This is a genomic window from Duganella hordei (assembly GCF_040369125.1).
GTDB lineage: Bacteria > Pseudomonadota > Gammaproteobacteria > Burkholderiales > Burkholderiaceae_D > Rugamonas > Rugamonas hordei.
Window position 1 is genome coordinate 52,207 of record NZ_BPWI01000016.1, and the last position, 19,690, is coordinate 71,896.

At 65.4% G+C, this 19,690-nt stretch carries 16 protein-coding genes and 2 riboswitches; of the genes, 9 read left to right on the plus strand and 7 right to left on the minus strand.

Going from position 1 to position 19,690, the window contains the following annotated elements; translation table 11 throughout:
* Positions 1–35: 35 nt before the first annotated feature.
* Positions 36–416: a glycine cleavage system protein GcvH gene (gene gcvH / locus ABWW33_RS26845; RefSeq protein WP_353404495.1), complete on the minus strand. Its 381-nt coding sequence runs from the start codon at positions 414–416 to the stop codon at positions 36–38.
* A 36-nt stretch (positions 417–452) separates the two neighbouring features.
* Positions 453–1,574 (minus strand): glycine cleavage system aminomethyltransferase GcvT, encoded by a 1,122-nt coding sequence (gcvT, locus tag ABWW33_RS26850; protein WP_353404496.1) that lies wholly within the window; start codon positions 1,572–1,574, stop codon positions 453–455.
* A 75-nt stretch (positions 1,575–1,649) separates the two neighbouring features.
* Positions 1,650–1,758: riboswitch (glycine riboswitch) on the minus strand.
* Positions 1,759–1,763: 5 nt separating this feature from the next.
* Positions 1,764–1,862, minus strand: a riboswitch (glycine riboswitch).
* A gap of 152 nt (positions 1,863–2,014) precedes the next feature.
* On the opposite strand from gcvT, the gene ABWW33_RS26855 reads away from it, so the two are divergent.
* Positions 2,015–2,575, plus strand: a complete 561-nt coding sequence (locus tag ABWW33_RS26855; RefSeq protein ID WP_176651129.1) for an ATP-dependent Clp protease proteolytic subunit — start codon at positions 2,015–2,017, stop codon at positions 2,573–2,575.
* A 52-nt stretch (positions 2,576–2,627) separates the two neighbouring features.
* Here the strand turns inward: ABWW33_RS26855 and ABWW33_RS26860 are convergent, their stop codons facing one another.
* A complete protein-coding gene (locus tag ABWW33_RS26860; protein ID WP_176651128.1) occupies positions 2,628–2,840 on the minus strand; it encodes a hypothetical protein in 213 nt (70 codons plus the stop codon).
* 158 nt (positions 2,841–2,998) lie between these two features.
* Positions 2,999–4,801 carry a methyl-accepting chemotaxis protein gene (locus ABWW33_RS26865; RefSeq protein WP_353404497.1) on the minus strand — a complete coding sequence of 601 codons (1,803 nt, stop codon included), beginning with the start codon at positions 4,799–4,801 and terminating at the stop codon, positions 2,999–3,001.
* Positions 4,802–5,018: 217 nt separating this feature from the next.
* On the opposite strand from ABWW33_RS26865, the gene ABWW33_RS26870 reads away from it, so the two are divergent.
* Positions 5,019–7,607: a DUF1631 family protein gene (locus ABWW33_RS26870; protein ID WP_353404498.1), complete on the plus strand. Its 2,589-nt coding sequence runs from the start codon at positions 5,019–5,021 to the stop codon at positions 7,605–7,607.
* A gap of 12 nt (positions 7,608–7,619) precedes the next feature.
* Here the strand turns inward: ABWW33_RS26870 and ABWW33_RS26875 are convergent, their stop codons facing one another.
* Together ABWW33_RS26875 and ABWW33_RS26880 are read right to left on the minus strand one after the other, a co-directional pair.
* Positions 7,620–8,285, minus strand: coding sequence for a LysE family translocator (locus ABWW33_RS26875; RefSeq protein WP_176651125.1), 666 nt, complete (start codon positions 8,283–8,285; stop codon positions 7,620–7,622).
* 19 nt (positions 8,286–8,304) lie between these two features.
* Positions 8,305–8,928 carry a glutathione S-transferase family protein gene (locus tag ABWW33_RS26880; RefSeq protein WP_353404499.1) on the minus strand — a complete coding sequence of 208 codons (624 nt, stop codon included), beginning with the start codon at positions 8,926–8,928 and terminating at the stop codon, positions 8,305–8,307.
* 145 nt (positions 8,929–9,073) lie between these two features.
* On the opposite strand from ABWW33_RS26880, the gene ABWW33_RS26885 reads away from it, so the two are divergent.
* The 7 genes from ABWW33_RS26885 to ABWW33_RS26915 all read left to right on the plus strand — a co-directional run bounded on the left by ABWW33_RS26885 (position 9,074) and on the right by ABWW33_RS26915 (position 19,255).
* Positions 9,074–9,700 carry a phosphatase PAP2 family protein gene (locus ABWW33_RS26885; RefSeq protein ID WP_353404500.1) on the plus strand — a complete coding sequence of 209 codons (627 nt, stop codon included), beginning with the start codon at positions 9,074–9,076 and terminating at the stop codon, positions 9,698–9,700.
* A gap of 93 nt (positions 9,701–9,793) precedes the next feature.
* The gene (gene smc, locus ABWW33_RS26890) at positions 9,794–13,321 is read left to right on the plus strand and encodes a chromosome segregation protein SMC (RefSeq protein ID WP_353404501.1); all 3,528 of its coding nucleotides are present in this window, start codon (positions 9,794–9,796) and stop codon (positions 13,319–13,321) included.
* Positions 13,318–14,481 (plus strand): cell division protein ZipA C-terminal FtsZ-binding domain-containing protein, encoded by a 1,164-nt coding sequence (locus ABWW33_RS26895; protein WP_176651121.1) that lies wholly within the window; start codon positions 13,318–13,320, stop codon positions 14,479–14,481. Before smc ends, ABWW33_RS26895 begins: the two co-directional genes overlap by 4 nt.
* 9 nt (positions 14,482–14,490) lie before the next feature.
* Positions 14,491–16,827 carry an NAD-dependent DNA ligase LigA gene (gene ligA / locus ABWW33_RS26900; protein WP_353404502.1) on the plus strand — a complete coding sequence of 779 codons (2,337 nt, stop codon included), beginning with the start codon at positions 14,491–14,493 and terminating at the stop codon, positions 16,825–16,827.
* A 14-nt stretch (positions 16,828–16,841) separates the two neighbouring features.
* Entirely contained in the window at positions 16,842–17,744 is a 903-nt protein-coding gene (gene galU, locus ABWW33_RS26905; RefSeq protein WP_176651119.1) for a UTP--glucose-1-phosphate uridylyltransferase GalU, read from the plus strand.
* On the plus strand, positions 17,741–18,277 hold the full coding sequence (gene def, locus ABWW33_RS26910) for a peptide deformylase (protein ID WP_353404503.1): 537 nt from the start codon (positions 17,741–17,743) through the stop codon (positions 18,275–18,277). The genes galU and def overlap by 4 nt, the downstream gene beginning before the upstream one ends.
* Positions 18,278–18,289: 12 nt before the next feature.
* The gene (locus tag ABWW33_RS26915) at positions 18,290–19,255 is read left to right on the plus strand and encodes an ion channel (RefSeq protein ID WP_353404504.1); all 966 of its coding nucleotides are present in this window, start codon (positions 18,290–18,292) and stop codon (positions 19,253–19,255) included.
* Here the strand turns inward: ABWW33_RS26915 and ABWW33_RS26920 are convergent.
* Positions 19,252–19,683 carry a hypothetical protein gene (locus ABWW33_RS26920; RefSeq protein WP_353404505.1) on the minus strand — a complete coding sequence of 144 codons (432 nt, stop codon included), beginning with the start codon at positions 19,681–19,683 and terminating at the stop codon, positions 19,252–19,254. The two genes, ABWW33_RS26915 and ABWW33_RS26920, sit on opposite strands and share 4 nt — an antisense overlap.
* Between the last annotated feature and the right edge of the window lie 7 nt (positions 19,684–19,690).

A 19,690-nucleotide genomic window follows, 5' to 3' on the forward strand; every position in this document is an offset into this window, starting at 1 on the left:
GCAAGCGGGAATGACGGTGCGGCGTGGCGGCGAAATTACGCTTCGGTGGTCTTGCCGTAGGCGGCGGCGTCCATCAGGCTGTTGATCGCTGCGGCGTCGGCCGGCTTGATCTTGAACAGCCAGGCGCTGTAGGCGTCGGTGTTGATCGATTCCGGCGCGCTGGCCACGTCTTCGTTGACGGCCACGACTTCGCCGGCGATCGGCGCGTAGATGTCGCTGGCCGCCTTGACCGATTCCACCACGGCCGCGTCGTCGCCGGCGCCGTAGGTGGTGCCCACTTTCGGCAGTTCGACGAAGACGATGTCGCCCAGCGCGTCCTGCGCGAACTCGGTGATGCCGACGGTGACGGTGCCGTCAGACTCAGCGCGTACCCATTCGTGGGATTCGGTGTACTTCAGGTCTGCAGGAATATTCATGTAAGGCTCCAGAGGGTAGGTGTCAGGGGTACTAATTTATACAGCAAGGATTTTACCGTTACGCACGAACGGCAGCTTGACGACGGACGCGGCCAGCTTCTTGTCGCGGATCTCGACGTGCACGGTGTCGCCGACGGCCACGCCGTTGGGCACGCGCGCCAGCGCGATGGCCTGCTGCATGGTCGGGCTGAAGGTGCCGCTGGTGATCTCGCCGACGGCGTCGGTGCCGGCCACGACGACCTTCTGGTGCGCGCGCAGCACGCCGCCTTTTTCACGCAGGATCAGGCCGACGAACTGGGCGTTCTGGCCCATCGCCTGCAGCGCGGCCTTGCCGATGAAGTCGCGCTCGGCGACCAGGTCGATGGTCCAGGCCAGGCCGGCGTCCAGCGGGTTGACGGTTTCGTCCATGTCCTGGCCGTACAGATTCATGCCCGCTTCCAGGCGCAAGGTGTCGCGCGCGCCCAGGCCGGCCGGCTTGACGCCCGCCGCGGCCAGCGCGTTCCACAGCTTCTCGGCCTGGTCGGCGGCGACGCCGATCTCGAAGCCGTCTTCGCCGGTGTAGCCGGTGCGGGCGATCATCGCCTCGCCGAACACAGGGCTCTGGGCGAAGGCCACGTTGAACGGCTTCATGTCGGCCGTGCCTTCCTTCGATTCCGGGATCACCTGCCACACCTTGGCGCGGGCGTTCGGGCCCTGCACGGCGATCAGGGCCATGGCGTTGGCGCCGTCTCTGCGCTGGGTGATGGTCAGGCCGCTGTTGGTGGCGGTGTTTTGCTGCTGCATCCAGGCCACGTCTTTTTCGGCGGTGCCGGCGTTGACCACCAGGCGGAACCAGCTCTCGTTGATGAAGTAGACGATCAGGTCGTCGATGACGAAGCCCTGCGGGTTGAGCATGCACGAGTACAGCGCCTTGCCCGACACCTGCAGCTTGTCGACGTTGTTGGCCAGCAGGCCGCGCAGGAAGGCGCGCGCGTTGTCGCCCTTGATGTCGACCACGCACATGTGGGCCACGTCGAACATGCCGACGTCGGTGCGCACGGCGTTGTGTTCCTCGATCTGCGAACCGTAGTTGACCGGCATGTCCCAGCCGCCGAAATCGACCATGCGGGCGCCGGCGGCGCGGTGGGCGTTGTTGAGTGGGGTAGCTTTGAGCGTCATGATTCCTCGGTCCAATTCGAATAGGGGTTAACAGAACATACAAGGAACGGCTAAAAAGCTGATTCCACAATGATCGCAGACCCCTCTGTCCTTGGTACCTGAGAGATTACGGAGAAATGGATCTCCGCGCGCCCCTTCGGTGGGCCGCCGGCATATGCCGCGGCCGCTCTCCAGAGTTGAGCCAAACTGGCCCCTTGATCGGTCCTTTTGCCTGAGAGTTTTTGGGTAGTGCCCCTTCGGCGGCTGCTCCGGCGAATTCGCCCGGCAACCCTCTCCCGATCAAGACTCGGGAATATATGTCAGAAGGGCGATATTGTCAATCTTGACGGCAACGGTGGCGGCAATGGCGGCAACAATACCCGCGCACGAATGAATGCAACAATAAGGCCGGCAAAACAACTATTTGCTAGAATAAACCACACCTATTCGAGAGCCCAGCCATGAGCCAAGATTCAACTACTTACGAGGGCCACGCGTGGTTCACCCTGTCCGGCGACGTCAACAGCGACATGGTGCGTCGCGTGTTCGACGCGGTCGCCGACATGACGGAGGACCGCATCACCACCGCCCATATCCTGATCCAGTCCAACGGCGGCTACGTCAGCGACGGCATCTGCCTGTACAACTACCTGAGCAAGCTGCCGATCCGCATCTGCACCTACAACGCCGGCGCGGTGGCCTCGATCGCGGTGATCCTGTTCCTGTCCGGCTCGGAGCGCTACGCCAGCGACACGGCGCGCTTCATGGTGCACAAATCGCACGCCAGCGCGCCGCACGGCGCCCGGCCGGACGCGCTGCGCATCATCGTCGAGGGCTTGCAGGCGGACGACGCCCGCACCGAGCAAATCCTGCGCGAGCACGTGCAGCTGACCGCCGAGCACTGGCGCATCCACGAATATTCCGATTTGCACCTGACGGCGTCCGAAGGCCTGGTGGTGGGGATGATCAATGAGGTGAAGGATTTCGCGCCGCCGCGCGGACAACGGGTGGCAAACATCTGATGCGGCGCCGGGGCTGGCGCCGCAGTGACCGCCGCTGGCCTCGCCGGCTTATTCAGCGGTCTTGATTACCGGAGCCGCCGGACTGTTTCTTGCCGTCGTTTTTGTGGCTTTGACGGCCGGCCTCCACGTGCTGCTCATGGGTGCCGCCCTGCGTGCCGCCGCTGCTGCCGCGCGATCCGCTGGACGAACCCTGGCCGCCGGACTGCTTGCTGCTGCCCTGGTTGGAGCCTTGTTTACTACCGCCACCTTTTTGATTCGAGTTCATTTTGATTCCTTTGCGAAAGTGAAAGAACGTACTCGCCGGATTCGCGCCGACACTTGAAATTCCGCCGCGTTTCAGGTGTGGCAATGATGCGTTTTCGTGTAGGGGATCGCTATCGGAATTCCTCTTGGTGGCGTGTAGGAGCATGCCTTGCTGCCCGCTTAAAATTCCTCCCACTCGGCCTGCTGCGCGGCGCCGCTATTTCCTTTTGCGCGCTTGCCGCCGGCCGCCGCCGGTGCGCCGGTGCGCACCTGCTTGCGGCGCTCGGCCGGCTTCGGCAACGCCCGCAACGGCTGCCGGACTTCCGCCGAGTCCGCCAGATCCACGGCCGGTTCGGCAAATTCGCCATCCGCAGCGCTGCCGCGCGCCGTCCGCCGCCCGCCTGGCGGCGCATGCCGCCCGGCGGGCGCGGCCTGCGCCGCGTCGCCATCAGGCACGGCAAACACCTCGATAGCCTTGCCCAGCTTGTCCGTCTCGCCGCGCATCGCCGCCGCGGCGGCGGCGGCCTGCTCGACCAGCGCGGCATTTTGCTGGGTTGCCTGGTCCATCGCCGCGATGGCCTGGTTGACCTGTTCCAGCCCGGTGGTCTGTTCGGCGCTGGCATCGGCGATCTCGCCGATCAGGCCGGTGACCCGCTTGACGCTGCCGACCACCTCGTCCATCGTATTGCGCGCCTGGTCGGCCAGCTGCGTGCCGCGCGCCACCTTGTCGACCGAATCGTCGATCAGCTGCTTGATCTCGCGCGCCGCCGCCGCGCTGCGCTGCGCCAGGTTGCGCACCTCGGACGCCACCACCGCGAAGCCGCGCCCCTGTTCGCCGGCGCGCGCCGCCTCGACCGCCGCGTTCAGCGCCAGGATATTGGTCTGGAAGGCGATGCCGTCGATCACGCCGATGATCTCGGCGATCTTCTTCGAGCTGTCGTTGATCGACGCCATGGTGCCGACCACCAGTTCCACGTCCGAGCCGCCGCGCACCGCCACGGCCGAGGCCGACAGGGCCAGCTGGTTGGCCTGCACCGCGTGATCGGCGTTTTGCTTGACGGTGGCTGTCAGCTGCTCCATCGCCGACGCGGTCTCCTCCAGCGACGCCGCCTGCTGCTCGGTGCGCGCCGACAGGTTCAGGTTGCCCTCGGCCATCTCCGCCGCCGCGCCGCCCAGCGCCCGCGCGCCGCCGCGCACCTGGCCGATGACCGCCAGCAGGCTGTCGTTCATATGCTGCATGGCCCGCAGCAGCTTGCCGGTTTCATTGTCCGACGTGACATCGATGCGGTTGCCCAGGTCGCCGTCGGCGATGCGCTGGGCCACCTGCATCGCCTGCCGCAGCGGCGTCGAGATCGAGCGCGCCAGCCACAGCGTCAGCAGCGCGCCGCCGAAGATCGCCGTGCCCAGCAGGCCGGCGGTGACCACCCGCGCGCCGCTGTACAGCTCGTCGGCCGCGCGGCCCGCCTGCTGGCTGCCGTCCATCTGCGCGGCCAGCAATTTGTCGAGCGTGCCGTTGAGCCCGTCCAGCAGCTGTTGCGAGCGGCCCTTCAGCAGCGCGCCGGCCTGCTCGCGGTTGCCGGCGGCAGCCAGCGCGACCAGCTTGTCATGCTCGGCGCCGAACTCGCCGCTCTGGCGCAGCAGTTCTGCAGTCGCCGCCGGCGAGTCGTCCAGCAGCCGCGCCAGCTGTCCGCTGTTGGCGCGCAGCGCGGTCATCGCGTCGGCCAGCTTGCTGTCGGCATCGGCGATACTGTCCTTGTCGGCGACCACCACATGCTGCAGCTTGCGTACTTCCTGCAGATCGTTGCGCAGCGACAGCACGGCTATCGTCCGCGGCAGCCATTTGCCGGATAATTCAGACGAGGCTTGGTCGATGGCGCTCATGCGCGACAAGGCGTTGACGCCAAGCAGCACGCTCAGACTGAGCACGGCGGCAAAAGCGGCCAGCAGCTTGCTGGACGTTTCCAGGTTATGTAAGAATTTCATGGTGATCCTTGGTGTCGGCGGAAGGCGGGAGGGGAGTTTGTTATGTTAAGGAAACCTCAACCTTGTCGTTTGAGTCGGGTCAACAGTGGCAAAAAAGTTGCTGAAAGTCAGGAAAATACGCAAAAAATCACACAGTCTTTCCATTCATGTATTGCCATGTGGAAATAATGTGCAAGAATGTGGTATCCCGATTGAATACGCCTGAGCAGGTCCGACCATGGTTGCAACTTCCACAACATCCGCAGTGCCGAAAAAGACGGTTTCGCCGCGGCATGCCTTGCTGGAAGAGTTGATCGGCATCGCCACCAAGCATGCCGGCGACCAATACCTGGAACTGGCCACCAAGCTGGCCGGCGCGCTGATCGACGCCACCGACGGCGACACCCGCGCCATGCAGCTGCGCATCCGGGCCGGCAACCAGCTGCGCAACCGCAATTTCGCCTTCCTGCACCTGGCCAGCGGCACGCTGGAAAAGGCGCTGCGGCGCGAGATCGCCGAACTGGCGCCGGCCGCCAAGGGCCAGCCGCGCGAGGCCGAGCAGCCGCTGTCGCTGGTGCCGTACGAGGAAATGGACAACAAGGTGGCGCTGGGCGGCGTCAGCAAGCCGTTCGAGACGCTGTACTCCGATCAGTTGCAGACGCTGAACGTGCGCCTGGCGTTTCTGCTGGACCGCGACATCCTGCGCGGCAGCCAGAATCCGTTCCGTCCCGAAGTGTTCCTGGTCGCGCTGCAGCAGGCCTGGACCGAGTTCGACACCGAGCCGGAAGCGGCGCCGCTGCTGCAGCCGTTCATCAAGCCCGGCATGTTCATCGAGCTGGGTCCGATGCTCGACGCGCTGAACCTGGCGTTGCAGAGCAAGGGTGTGCTGCCGGGATCGGTGGACGGCTACAAGGGCCGCAAGACCGACAAGTCCAAGGCCGCCGCGCCGTCGCGCGTGCGCGGCAACCAGGCGGCGCTGGCGCAGCAGTTGCGCCAGTTCTTCGCCTCCAGCGACGTGGCCGGCTCGGCCGCCGGCGAGATCGTCGACAACATCGCCGGCGGCTTGCTGGGCGTCGACCTGAGTATTCCCGATCTGCCGATGTCGGCGCTCAACGCCGGCGCCGCATGGGTGCCGAATGCCGCCGGACGCGGCGCGGCCGACGGCGTCGTCGCGGCGCCGGGCTTCGTCGCAGCGGCCGGCTCCCAAGCGGTCGCTGCTGGCGGCTTTGCGCCTGTCGGCGGAGCGATGCAAATGCCGGCCGGCGCCATGCCCGCCGGGGCGGTGCAGGGGGCGGGCGGCGTCTGGGTGCAGGGCCCGGCGCAAGGCTTCGTGCCGGGCTTGAGCAACGAGGACGCGCAGCGCCTGTCGCAGATCGGCGCCAAGCAGCCATTGCTGGCATACCTGGCCCAGCTGCAAAAAGCGGTTCCCTATGAATCCATCGGCACCCTGGGCGCGGTGGCCGGCGCGGCCTCCGTCCCGGGCGTGGCGGCCTCGCCGATGCCGGCCGTGAACGGCGCGCCGGCTGCGGCGGGCGATACGGCCGTTCCGGGCAATGTGTTCTACCTGCCCAACATCAAAGCCAGCATGCCGCAGGGCAGCTTGTCGCGCACCGATGAAAGCACGATAGACCTGCTGTCGGCGATATTCGACACTGTGTTCCGCGATCAAAACATCTCGCAGGAAATCCGCGACCTGATCCGCTTCCTGCAGATCCCGGTGCTGAAAGCTGCGCTGGTCGACAAGAATTTCTTCTTCCAGGAAGCCCACCCCGCGCGCCGCCTGATCGACCTGCTGTCGCGCATGGGCTGGGAGCAGCGCAAGGGGCCGGAAGACCCGCTGTTCCAGGCGATGCAGCGCAGCGTCGACCGCGTCGGCCGCGACTACGATCACGAACTGTCCGTCTTCACCGAGGCCGTCAACGAGCTGGAAGCGTCGATCCAGGCCGAAGAGCGCGCCGCCGCCACCGCCATCGCCGAGCCGATCGCCGCCGCGCTGAAGCAGGAAAAGATGTACGAAGCGGGCAAGCTGGCCAAGAACGCCGTGGCCTTGCGCATCGGCACCGGTGAAGTGATCGCCGTGGTCGAAGCCTTCCTTGAGCAGCGCTGGGTTTCGGTGCTGACCATCGCCTACAGCATCGAGGACGACAAGCCGGGCGCCGTCAACAACGCCACCAAGACCATGGACGACCTGATCTGGAGCGTGCGTCCCAAGCTCAACGCCGACGAGCGCAAGCAGCTGATCGCCAAGCTGCCCGGCCTGCTGTCGACGCTGAACAAATGGCTGGACGTCATCAAGTGGCAGGACGCCGACCGCCTGCAATTCTTTGCCGAGCTGGCCGAGTGCCACGCCTCCATCGTGCGTGCGCCGCTGGAGATGTCGGCGGAACGCCAGCTGGAGATTTCGATGCAGGTGGCCCAGCAGGCCGCCGAGCGCCGGCTGGAACTGCAAGCCAAGGCCGAAGCCGCGGCAAAGGCCGCCGAGGAAGCGCGCGCCCAGCAGCAGCCCGATCCGGAAGAGGAGGACGCCGCCATCGAAGTCGACAGCCTGGCGCGCGGCATGTGGCTGGAGTTCGAACAGGAAGACGGCGGCAGCCGCAAGGTCAAGCTGGCGTGGATCAGCCCGCTGCGCACGCTGTACATCTTCTCGACTGCGGAACGGCAGGAAGCGTTCTCGATGTCCGGCGAGCAGCTGGCCAAACGCTTCCGCGAGCAGACGGTGCAGGTGGTGCGCACCGAAGGCGTGGTTGCCGTCGCGCTGTCGCAAGCCCTGGCCCGCAACGCAGACAACGACGCCTCGATCGACCCGCCAGCCTCCGCCTTCGGCTGACGAAGGCCGTTCTTACTTCGAGTTGGTCAAGGTGAGCAGGGCGCCGCCCATGCCGACGAAAATGACGCCGGTGGTGCGCTTGGCCAGGCGGGTGCGGGCGATGCTTTGCTTGACGCTGCGCTTCAGCCACGACGCGCACGCCACGTAAAAGAAGTGGGACAGCAGCGTGCAGCTGGTGAAGGTCGACGTCAGCAGCAGGAAGCGCACCGGATCCACGTGATCCGGCGGCATGAATTGCGGGAACACGGCGGTGAAAAACAGGATCGCTTTCGGATTGCTCACCGCAACCAGCAGGCCGCTGCGGAAGGTGCTCAGCCGGCTGGCCTGGGCCGTCTCGGCCACGTCTTGCGCCGCCCCCGCCGTGGCGGCGGCCTGCGCCGTCTCGGTCACCAGTCGCGCGCCGCGCCAGGCCTTGATGCCCAGGTAAATCAGGTAAGCCGCACCGGCCACCTTCAACGCGGCGAAAGCCAGCGCCGACGTCTTCAGCAGCAGGCCCAGGCCCGCCACCGCCGTCGTCGCCACGATGAACACCCCCAGCGCATTGCCTGCCGAACTGTAGAAAGCCCGCCGCGCACCCATGGTGGTCGCGGTCGAGATCGCCATGAGCACGCCCGGTCCCGGGCTGAACGCCGCGGCCAGCGAAACCGATAAAAATAACAGCCAGGTCGAAACAGTCATTGCTAAACTCCCAAAAAGGTCAGGGTAGGCCGTTGCGGCCATGGGTGAGAAAACCGTCGCGCTCGCTCAAACGGTCGAACCAGGCATCGACCGACGCCAGGGCCGGTCGCTCCATCGGCACCGAGCGCCAACGGTTTGCCGACAGCCCCAGAACGACGTCGGCCAGCGTCAGTTGCCCGCCGCAGACAAAAGCACCGGTCTCCGCAAGTTGCGCATCGAGCATCCCCATCAAGCGGTTCCATTCCGCCGCACTGGCGGCGATGGCGGCCGCGTCGGCATGCTTCGGGCTGCGTCGCACCAGCGCCATGAAAGCGTAGCGCCAGGAATTGTTCAGCTCCGTGGCTTGCCAGTCCATCCACTTCTCCACTTGCGCGCGCGGCATCGCCGTCGCTGGCAGCAGGTCGGTGCGGCCATGCTTGTGCGCCAGATAACGGCAGATGGAGTTGGATTCCCACAGCGGCTGCCCGTCGTCGACAATGACGGGCACCATCGCGTTGGGATTCAATCTCAGGAAGTCCGGCGTGTCGGTCGGCAGGAAACCGCTGCCGTATTGTTCCAGGCGGTAGTCCAGGCCGATTTCCGCGCAGGTCCACAACACCTTACGGACATTGATGGAGGAGGATTTGCCAAGTATGGTGAGCATGGCAAGAGTATGCCACGCCCCGCAAATGGCTGCAGGCGGCCTCAAGCTTTCATTTCTGTCTATTGTTGCACGGCAATTTTAGTTAAAATGTGCCGGCATATGTTTTAATGATGGTGCAGTGCAAAAATAACGGATAGGCGATTAGATGATGATGTGGTGGCATGGCTTGAGCGTAGTGGGGAGTCTGGCGGTTACCGGACCGATCGGCGTGGCGATAACCGTATGGCTGATGGCCGGCAAGTCGTGGCGGCTGACGGCGGCCTGGGTCTTGCTGTTCGGCGTCGGCATGGCGCTGGTCGTGGTCACCAAGATCGCCTTTATCGGCTGGGGCGTCGGTGTCGAATCGGTGGAGTTTTCCGGTTTCAGCGGCCACGCGATGCGTGCCGCCGCAGTGTTCCCGGTCGCCTGTTTCCTGGCCTTCCGTTCGTCGCCGGTGCCGGCCCGGCAGCTGGCCACGCTGGCCGGCGTGCTGCTGGCCGTGCTGATCGCCATGTCGCGCGTGTACGTGCTGGCTCACTCGGTCTCCGAGGTGATCACCGGCTGCCTGCTCGGCCTTGCCGTGGCCGCCGTCTTCATCTGGTACGCCAGCACCGAGCATCACCTGGCGCTGAGCCGGGTGCTGGTGGTGCTGTGCATCCCGATTCTGCTGGTGGCGCCGCGCGTGGAGCCGGTGCCCGCAGAAATGTGGATCACCCAGGCCGCGCTGTTCCTGTCAGGCCATGACAAACCGTACACCCGCGCCATCTGGCGCGAACCGAACCGCGTGCCATGACGGGCCCACTGCGACGGTATGCGTTTTCGGCCAGATTTGATACGCAAAATGGTATTATTGTGAACTTTTCCAGCCCACACTCCAGATAACAACGTGCGTCTATCTTCCATCAAATTGTCGGGATTCAAATCATTCGTTGATCCCACCAATTTCCAGGTGCCGGGTCAGTTGGTTGGCGTGGTCGGTCCTAACGGTTGCGGCAAGTCGAACATCATCGATGCCGTGCGCTGGGTGCTGGGCGAGTCCAAGGCGTCCGAGCTGCGCGGCGAATCGATGCAGGACGTCATCTTCAACGGCTCCACCCACCGCAAGCCGGCCGGGCGGGCGTCGGTCGAGCTGGTGTTCGACAACAACGACGGCAAGGCCGCCGGCCAGTGGGGCCAGTACGCGGAAATCGCCGTCAAGCGCACGCTGACGCGCGACGGCACGTCGACCTATTACATCAACGGCCAGCCGGTGCGCCGGCGCGACATCCAGGACATCTTCCTGGGCACCGGCCTCGGCCCGCGCGCCTACGCGATCATCGGCCAGGGCATGATCAGCCGCATCATCGAGTCGCGCCCGGAAGAGCTGCGCGTGTTCCTTGAGGAGGCGGCCGGCGTCTCCAAGTACAAGGAACGCCGCCGGGAAACCGAGAACCGGCTGCACGACACCCGCGAAAACCTGCTGCGCGTGGACGACATCCTGCGCGAGCTGAATTCGAACCTGGAAAAGCTGGAAGGCCAGGCGGCCGTCGCCACCAAGTTCCACCAGCTGCAATCGGACCAGGAAGAAAAGCAGAAGCTGCTGTGGCTGCTGCGCAAGATCGAGGCCGAGACCGAGCAGAAGAAGTATTTCCGCGAGATGGAGCAGGCGCAGAACGACCTGGAGGAACAGACCGCCAAGCTGCGCAACGTCGAGCTGTCGCTGGAGCAGATGCGCCAGGCGCACTTCGCCGCCGGCGACCGTCTGCACACCGCGCAGGGCAGCCTGTACCAGACCAACGCCGAAATCGGCAGCCTGGAAGCGCAGATCAAGTTCGTCATCGAATCGCGCAGCCGCCTGCAGGCGCAGCTGGCCGCGCTGACCGCGCAGCGCGACCAGTGGCAGCACCAGGCCACCGAATACGGCGGCCAGATCGAGGAAGCGGAATTCACACTGGAAGAGCTGTCGGCCAAGGTCGAGCAATCGCAGATGATGGCCGAGCAAAAGGCCGAGTCGCTGCCGATGCTGGAGCAGGTGTGGCGCGAGGCGCAGGTCAAGAGCACCGAGTCGCGCGCCCGCATCATGCAGGCGCAGCAGCAGCTGGAACTGGAATCGGCGCACCAGCGCAACGCCAACAACATCCTCAACGGCCTGGCCGTGCGGCGCGAACGCCTGCAGCAGGAAAAGAGCGGCTTGAGCATGCCCGACAGCGCGCACCTGAGCAACCTGCGCCTGCAGCTGGAGGAAAAGCAGCAGGCGCTGGAAGAGCAGGGCTTCCTGCTGGAGGAAGCGCAGGAGCAGCAGCCGAAGCTGGAAGACGAGCGCCAGGCCGCGCAAAGCCAGGTCAACACCGAAACCGCCGCCAACGCCCAGCTGGAAGCGCGCCTGAACGCGCTGCGCCAGATGCAGGAGCGGGTGCAGACGCAGGGCAAGGTCACGCCGTGGCTGCAAAAGCACGAACTCGATACGCTGCCGCGCCTGTGGCAGAAGCTCAACATCGAGGACGGCTGGGAGACCGCGCTGGAATCCGTGCTGCGCGAGCGCACCTCGGCGCTGCAGATGTCGAACATCGAATGGGCCAAGGCCTTCTTCAGCGACGCGCCGCCGGCCAAGCTGGCGCTGTATGCGCCGTCGACCGCCGTGCCGCCGACGCCGGTCGAAGTGGCCGGCCTGAAGCCGTTCCTGAACCTGCTCAAGCTGAACGACCCCGGCCTGCGCGGCCTGCTGCAGGACTGGCTGCACAATGTCTACGTCGCCGAGGACACGGCCGAAGCCTTCGCCGAGCGCGCCAAGTTGCCGCCGGGCGCCTTCTTCGTCACGCGCCAGGGCCACGCCGTCACGCAGGGCAGCGTGCGTTTCTACGCCGCCGACTCCGAGCAGGACGGCATGCTGGGCCGCCAGCACGAGATCGACAACCTCACCAAGCAGTTGCGCGCGCAGCAGATGCTGGCAGACGAGGCCCGCGCCCGCTCGGTGCGTGCCGATGCCGCCGTCTCCGAGCTGACGCGCCGGCTGACCGAATACCGCGCCAAGGTGCAGAGCCTGCAGCAGTCGGTGCACACGCTGCAGCTGGACGTGGTCAAGCTGTCCGAGATCGAGGCGCGTTTCAACCAGCGCAGCAACCAGATCGAAACCGACCTGGCGGAAATCGCCGCGCAGGAAGAAGAGCAGACCCAGATCAAGATGGAGTCCGAGGAAAAGTTCGAGCAGCTCGACATGGAACTCGGCAACCTGCAGGGCGACCACGAAGAAGGCCAGACGCTGTTCCTGGAAAAGGAGCAGCGCCTGGCCGACGCGCGCGAAGCCTTGCGCGACCTGGAGCGCGGCGCGCAGGAGGCGCAGTTCGCCGAGAAGTCCCAGCGCAGCAAGATCGACGAATTCCGCCGCTCCATCGCCACCGCCACCGCGCAGGTGGCGCAGGTCACGGAAAGCCTGGAAGCGGGCCAGGCCGAATTGGCCAACCTCGAATCCGGCCAGGCCAATGAAGGCTTGCAGGATCTGCTGGACCGCCGCACCGCGCAGGAAAAAGCGCTGTCCGACGCGCGCCACGAACTCGATCAGATCACGCAGCAGCTGCGCATGTTCGAGGAAGGCCGCATGTCGACCGAGCGCGCGCTGCAGCCGCAGCGCGACAAGATCATGGAAATGCAGCTGAAGGAACAGGCCGCGCGCCTGAACCAGGAGCAGTTCGCCGCGCAGCTGGCCGAAGTGCAGGCCGACGAGGCGGCGCTGGCCGAGAAGCTGCATCCGGACATGAAGGCGTCCTACCTGCAGGGCGAAGTCACGCGCCTGACCAACGCCATCGCCGGCCTGGGCGCCGTCAACCTGGCAGCGCTGGACGAGCTGGCGACGGCCTCCGAGCGCAAGAACTTCCTCGACTCGCAGAACGCCGACTTGAACGAAGCGATCAACACGCTGGAAGACGCGATCGCCAGGATCGACAAGGAAACCCGCGACCTGCTGCAAGACACCTTCGACCGCGTCAACGGCCACTTCTCCGAACTGTTCCCCATCCTGTTCGGCGGCGGCCAGGCCAAGCTGATCATGACCGGCGATGAAATCCTCGACTCCGGCGTGCAGGTCATGGCCCAGCCGCCGGGCAAGAAGAACGCCACCATCCACCTGCTGTCCGGCGGCGAGAAAGCGCTGACCGCGACCGCGCTGGTGTTCTCCATGTTCCGGCTCAACCCGGCGCCGTTCTGCCTGCTCGACGAGGTCGACGCGCCGCTGGACGACGCCAATACCGAACGATTCTGCCGGATGGTCAAGCGCATGTCCGACCATACCCAATTCCTCTTCATCTCGCACAACAAGATTGCGATGGAGATGGCCAATCAACTGATCGGTGTGACGATGCAAGAGCAGGGCGTATCGCGCATCGTGGCGGTGGATATGGAATCCGCCGCAAACTTCGCTTCCGAGGCACAAGCAGCATGACAGACCTTCAAATGAGTTTGATCGGCATCGCCGGCGTATTCGTCGCCGGCGTGTTCACGTATAACAAAATCCAGGAATACAAGGCCAAGAAAAGCGTCGAACGCGCCTTCTCGACCGACCATGACGACGTGCTGATGCGCACCGGCGACGCGCCGGCTTCGTCATCCTCGTCATCCACCGCGCGCCACGAGCCGAGCTTCTCGCTCGACGTCGATCCGCCTGGCGTGGCCGGCGGCGAAGCTGCCGCGGCCGCCGCGGCGCTGGGCGCGGTGGCCGCCGGCTTCAGTTCGGCGTCTGACGATCCGTCGGCTGCCGCCGCGCTGGCCGCGCGCGCCAACGCCGCCTCGGCCGCCGCAGCCGAGCAGGCCACCGCGCTGGTCGATCCGCTGATCGATTGCCTGCTGCCGCTGGCGCTGGAAAGCGCGGCGCGCGGCGACAAGCTGCTGCCGGTGCTGCAAACCCTGCGCATGGTCGGCAACAAGCCGGTGCACTACATCGGCCTGGCCGTCAGCGGCGACTGGGAGCCCATCGTCCATGGCGGCGTCTACACCAAACTGCAGGGCGGCGTGCAGCTGGCCAGCCGCAGCACCGCGTTGAACGAACTGGAATACTCGGAGCTGGTCACGCGCCTGCGCGCGATGGCCGACGAAATCGGCGCCGAGCCGGAAATCCCGGACATGATCGAAGTGATGGCCGAAGCGCGCAACCTGCACCGCTTCGTCGCCGGCCACGACGCGCAACTAGGCGTCAACCTGCAATCGAACGGCGCGCCGTGGGCGATTTCGACCCTGTTGGGCGCGCTGGAAAAACAGGGCTTCGACGTGCGCCCCGACGGCCGCTACGTGATGCCGGACGGCGAGGGCGGCTTCCTGTTCTCGCTGTCGACCAACGTCACGCTGGCCGAGGAGACCACCTCGCGCCTGACCTTGCTGCTGGACGTGCCATGCGTGGCGCCTTCGCGCGATGGCTTCGGCGCCATGGTGGCCTGCGCCAAGTCGCTGGTCGGCCGCCTGGACGCGACCATCGTCGACGACTACAACCAGCCGCTGTCGGACGCCGCGCTGTCCGAGATCGCCGGCCAGGTGCAGGATTTCTACGCCGAGATGAGCGACGCCGACATCCCGGCCGGTTCCACCCGCGCACTGCGTTTGTTCAGCTAGGAAGTCGGCATGACGGAAGTGGATTACAAGACGCGCATAGCGTCGCTGAGCGCTGAACTGAACAAGCACCTGCACGCCTATCACGTGGAAGACGCGCCGACCATCCCGGACGCGGAATACGACAAGCTGTTCATCGAACTGCAAAAGCTGGAAGAAGCGCATCCCGAATTCGCCTTGCCCGATTCGCCGACCAAGCGCGTGGGTGCGGCGCCGCTGCCGCAGTTCGACCAGGTCACGCACACGGTGCCGATGCTGTCGCTGAATAACGGCTTTACCGAAGAAGACATCGAAAATTTCGACCGCCGCGTGCGCGAGGGCCTCGACGCCGCTGCCGCCGTTGAATACGCGGCCGAAGTGAAATACGACGGCCTGGCGATCAACCTGCGCTACATCGACGGCGTGCTGGTGCAGGCGGCCACGCGCGGCGACGGCTACACCGGCGAGGATGTCACCGCCAATATCCGTACCATCCGCTCGATTCCGCTGCGCCTGAACACCGCCACGCCGCCGTCCATTCTTGACGTACGCGGCGAGGTGCTGATGTTCAAGACCGATTTCGAAGCGATGAATGCGCGCCAGCGCGAGGCCGGCCAGAAGGAGTTCGTCAATCCGCGCAACGCGGCGGCGGGCAGCCTGCGCCAGCTCGACTCGCGCATCACGGCTTCGCGCAAGCTGAGCTTCTTTGCCTACGGCGTCGGCGCGCTGGAAGGGGCCGAGATGCCGCTATCGCATTCCGCGCTGCTGGACTGGTACCGCACGCTCGGCCTGCCGGTGGCGAAGGAAGCCACCGTGGTGCGCGGCTACGACGGCCTGATGGCTTACTACAAGCAGATCGGCGAAGCCCGTCCCACCATGCCGTACGAGATCGATGGCGTGGTCTACAAGGCCAATTCGCTGCAGGACCAGCGTCAGCTGGGCTTCGTCTCGCGCGCGCCGCGTTTCGCGCTGGCGCACAAGTTCCCGGCCGAGGAAGCGCTGACCGTCGTGCAGGCGATTGAAGTACAGGTCGGCCGTACCGGCGCCATCACGCCGGTGGCGCGGCTGGCGTCCGTGTTTGTCGGCGGCGTCAACGTCACCAACGCCACCTTGCACAACGAAGACGAGGTGCGCCGCAAGGATGTACGCGTCGGCGATACCGTCATCGTGCGCCGCGCCGGCGACGTGATTCCGGAAGTGCTGGCCGTGGTGCTGGAGCGCCGGCCTTCGCCCGAACCTGAAGCCTACGTGCTGCCGAAGACCTGCCCGGTGTGCGGCTCGCACGTGGTGCGCGAGGAAGGCGAAGCCATCGCGCGCTGCTCCGGCGGCTTGTTCTGCTCGGCCCAGCGCAAGGAGGCGATACGCCACTTCGCCGGCCGCCGCATGATGGACATTGAAGGCCTGGGCGACCGCTACATCGACAACCTGGTCGAACACGGCAAGGTGCAGCGCGTCGCCGACCTGTACGCGCTGAAGCTGGACGACCTGCTGGAAATGAAGCGTCTCGCCGATGAACGCGACGGCACGACACCGGAGACCGTCGCGCAGGGCAAGATCGCCACCAAGTGGGCGGACAATCTGCTGGAGGCGATCGCAGCCAGCAAGAACCCGCCGCTGGAACGGCTGCTGTTCGCGCTGGGCATACGCCACGTCGGCGAATCGACCGCCAAGACGCTGGCCGAGTGGCTGGGCCGCTTCGACCTGGTCCGCCGCGTGCCGGCCGCGCTGCTGCGCGTGCTGCCCGATATCGGCGGCATCGTCGCCGACTCGATCGCCGACTTCTTCGCCGAGCCCAAGAACCAGGAAGCGATCGACGCGCTGCTGGCGGCCGGCGTGGCGCCCACCGGCGAACATCCGCCCAGCGCCAAGCTGCGCGAGAAGCTGGATACGGTCAAGCTGATGGCCGCGCTGGGCATCCCGAAACTGACGGAACCACGCAGCAAGCAATTGGTCGAACAGGAAGTGAATCTGAAAGTGCTGGCGCACCTGCCGGTGTTTGACGTGTTCGGCCTGCCGGCCGCGGTGGCGGACTCGCTGGCCGACTGGATGCGGCAACCGGGCCACCGCGAGCAGGTCAAGGCGCTCGACGATTTGCGCAGCGATTTGCTGGACCAGCTGCCGGAACAGGCAGCTGAAGGCGCGCTGACCGGCAAGACCTTTGTGCTGACCGGCACGCTGCCGACCTTGAGCCGCGACCAGGCCGGCGCCATGATCGAGGCGCAGGGCGGCAAGGTGTCCGGTTCGGTCTCGAAGAAAACGCATTACCTGGTCGCTGGCGCCGATGCCGGCAGCAAGCTGGCCAAGGCGCAGGAACTTGAAGTCACCATACTGGACGAGGCGGGCCTGCTGGCCTTGCTGGCGGCCGGATAAAAACAAAGAAAACCATGTCCAAGATTACCAAAGCTGTATTCCCGGTCGCCGGCCTCGGCAGCCGCTTTCTCCCCGCCACCAAGGCGCAGCCGAAAGAGATGCTGCCCATCGTCGACAAGCCGCTGATCCAGTACGCGGTGGAGGAGGCCGTCGCCGCCGGCATCACCGAGATGATCTTCATCACCGGCCGCAACAAGCGCGCCATCGAAGACCATTTCGACAAGGCCTACGAACTGGAAGTGGAGCTGGAGCGGGCCAACAAGCACGCATTGCTGGAGCTGGTGCAGAACGTGATACCCAAGCACGTCAACTGCATCTACATCCGCCAGTCCGAGCCGCTGGGCCTGGGGCATGCGGTTTTGTGCGCGCGCCCCATCGTCGGCAACGAGCCGTTCGCCGTGCTGCTGGCGGACGACTTCATGGATACCCCCGACGGCGTCAAGCCGGTGCTGGCGCAGATGACCGAGCTGTACGCCTATGAGCGCTGCAGCATCCTGGCGGTACAGGAAGTGGCGCCCGCCGCGACCCGCCAGTACGGCATCGTCAGCGCCTCGCCGTACCAGCCGAAGCTGGAACTGGTGCATGGCATCGTCGAAAAACCGGCGCCGGCAGAGGCGCCGTCGACGCTGGCGGTGGTTGGCCGCTACGTGCTGTCGGGCCGCATCTTCGACTACCTGGCCAACATCGGCGCCGGCACCGGCGGCGAGATCCAGCTGACCGACGGCATCGCCGCGCTGATGCAGGACGAGCGCGTGCTGGCCTACCGCTACGACGGCCAGCGCTACGATTGCGGCTCCAAGCTGGGCTACCTGAAGGCGATGACGGCGATGGGCCTGAAGCACGCCGAGACCGGCGACGAATATTGCGAGTTCCTGCGCGAGATCCAGTGCGGCATCGTGAATGGAGGCGGTAAATGACAGTCCGTGAAATTCTCAGGATGGGCGATCCGCGCCTGTTGCGCGTGGCCGAACCGGTGACCGAGTTCGACACGCCGGCAATGCGCGAGCTGATCGCCGACATGTTCGACACCATGCACGCCGCCAACGGCGCCGGCCTGGCCGCGCCGCAGATCGGCGTCAACCTGCAGCTGGTGATCTTCGGCTTCAAGCAGAACGCGCGTTATCCGGATGCGCCGCAGGTGCCGGAAACGGTATTGATCAATCCGGTGCTGACGCCGCTGGCCAACGAGATGGAAGAGGGCTTCGAAGGCTGTTTGTCCGTTCCCGGCCTGCGTGGCAGCGTGCCGCGCTTTACCTCGTTGCGCTACGAGGGCGTCGATCAGTTCAACCAGCCGATCAGGCGCGACGTCGACGGTTTCCACGCGCGCGTGGTGCAGCACGAAGTCGACCATCTGCTGGGCGTGCTGTACCCGATGCGCATCACGGACTTTTCCAAATTCGGCTACACCGAGGTGATGTTCCCGGATCTCGATCCCAACGACGACGATTGAGGCGGGGCGGCCATGACTGAAGGTCCGGTGCGCGTACCGGCGCAAAAGGTGGTGCGTCCAAGAGTGGGCAACGAGCGCGGCGTGTTCCAGATGGGGACTTCGCAGATCAAGCGGGTCGGCATCGGCCGCTGGTACTGGGGCGACATCTATCACTGGATGCTGACGCTGAGCTGGCCGCGCTTCTTCCTGCTGATCGGCGCGCTGTACCTGGTCACCAACCTGGTGTTCGCGCTGGCCTTTTTCCTGGTACCCGGCTCGGTATCCAATGCGCGGCCGGGCTACTTCCTCGACACGGTGTTCTTCTCGATTGAAACGCTGGCCACCGTCGGCTATGGCTACATGAATCCCGGTTCGACCTACGGCCACATCGTCGCCTCGATCGAGATCCTGCTGGGCATGGTCGAAGTGGCGACGGTGACGGGGCTGCTGTTTGCGCGCTTTTCGCGGCCGACGTCGCGCATCATGTTCTCCGACGTCGCCGTGATCACGCCGTTCAACGGCGTGCCGACGCTGATGCTGCGCACCGGGAACGAACGCGGCAACCTGATACTGGAAGCGTCGGTGCGGGCCACGCTGATACGCCGCGAAACGACGCTGGAAGGACAGATCTTCACCCGATTCTACGACTTGACGCTGGAGCGCGAGCACTCGGGCGTGTTCGCGCTGACGTGGACGATCCTGCACAAGATCGACGAATCGAGCCCGTTCTGGGGCAAGTCGCAGAAGGACCTGCACGATGAAGGCGCCACGCTGTCGGTCGCCGTATCCGGCACGGACGACACGCTCAACGATTTCGTCCACGCCCGCCAGACCTACGCGGCCGAGCACATCTTCTTCAACCACCACTTCGCCGACATCATGTCGGACAAGCAGGAGGGGAATGTGCGCATCCTCGACTACAGCAAGTTCCACGACATCTATCCGGACGGCTCCGAAGGCGGCAACATGCCCGGCGCCGCGCTCGCGCATCCGGGCTAGGCTTCCTCTTCGGCGCCCAGCAGGTCGCGCGCGTTCAGCAGCGCGTAGACGATTTCAGGATGGTTGCGGAAGCAGCGGCGCACGGCGGCCGGCAGGTTCTCGCGCGTGCGGCGGCACAGGCCGGGCTGCTCGACCAGCTTGATCGACAGGCCCATGACGGTACTGACGCCGTTTGCGCTGGGCGTGATGGTCAGCGTGACACCCAGCTGTTCCTGGATGCGCTGCTTGAGATGGCCCAGCTGTTCGTAGGTGGCGACGGATTCGATGCGCTCGATCAGCACCTTCTCCTGGTCGCGGGTCAGGCGCAGCACGCGGATGTCGGTGTCGTCCGGCGCCCGGTCCCAGGCCTGCAGCAAATCGTCGCGGCCGCACTCGCAGGCGCCCGGCGGGCACTCTTTACGAATCGGAAAAGGCAGGGCTTGAGGCATATCGCAA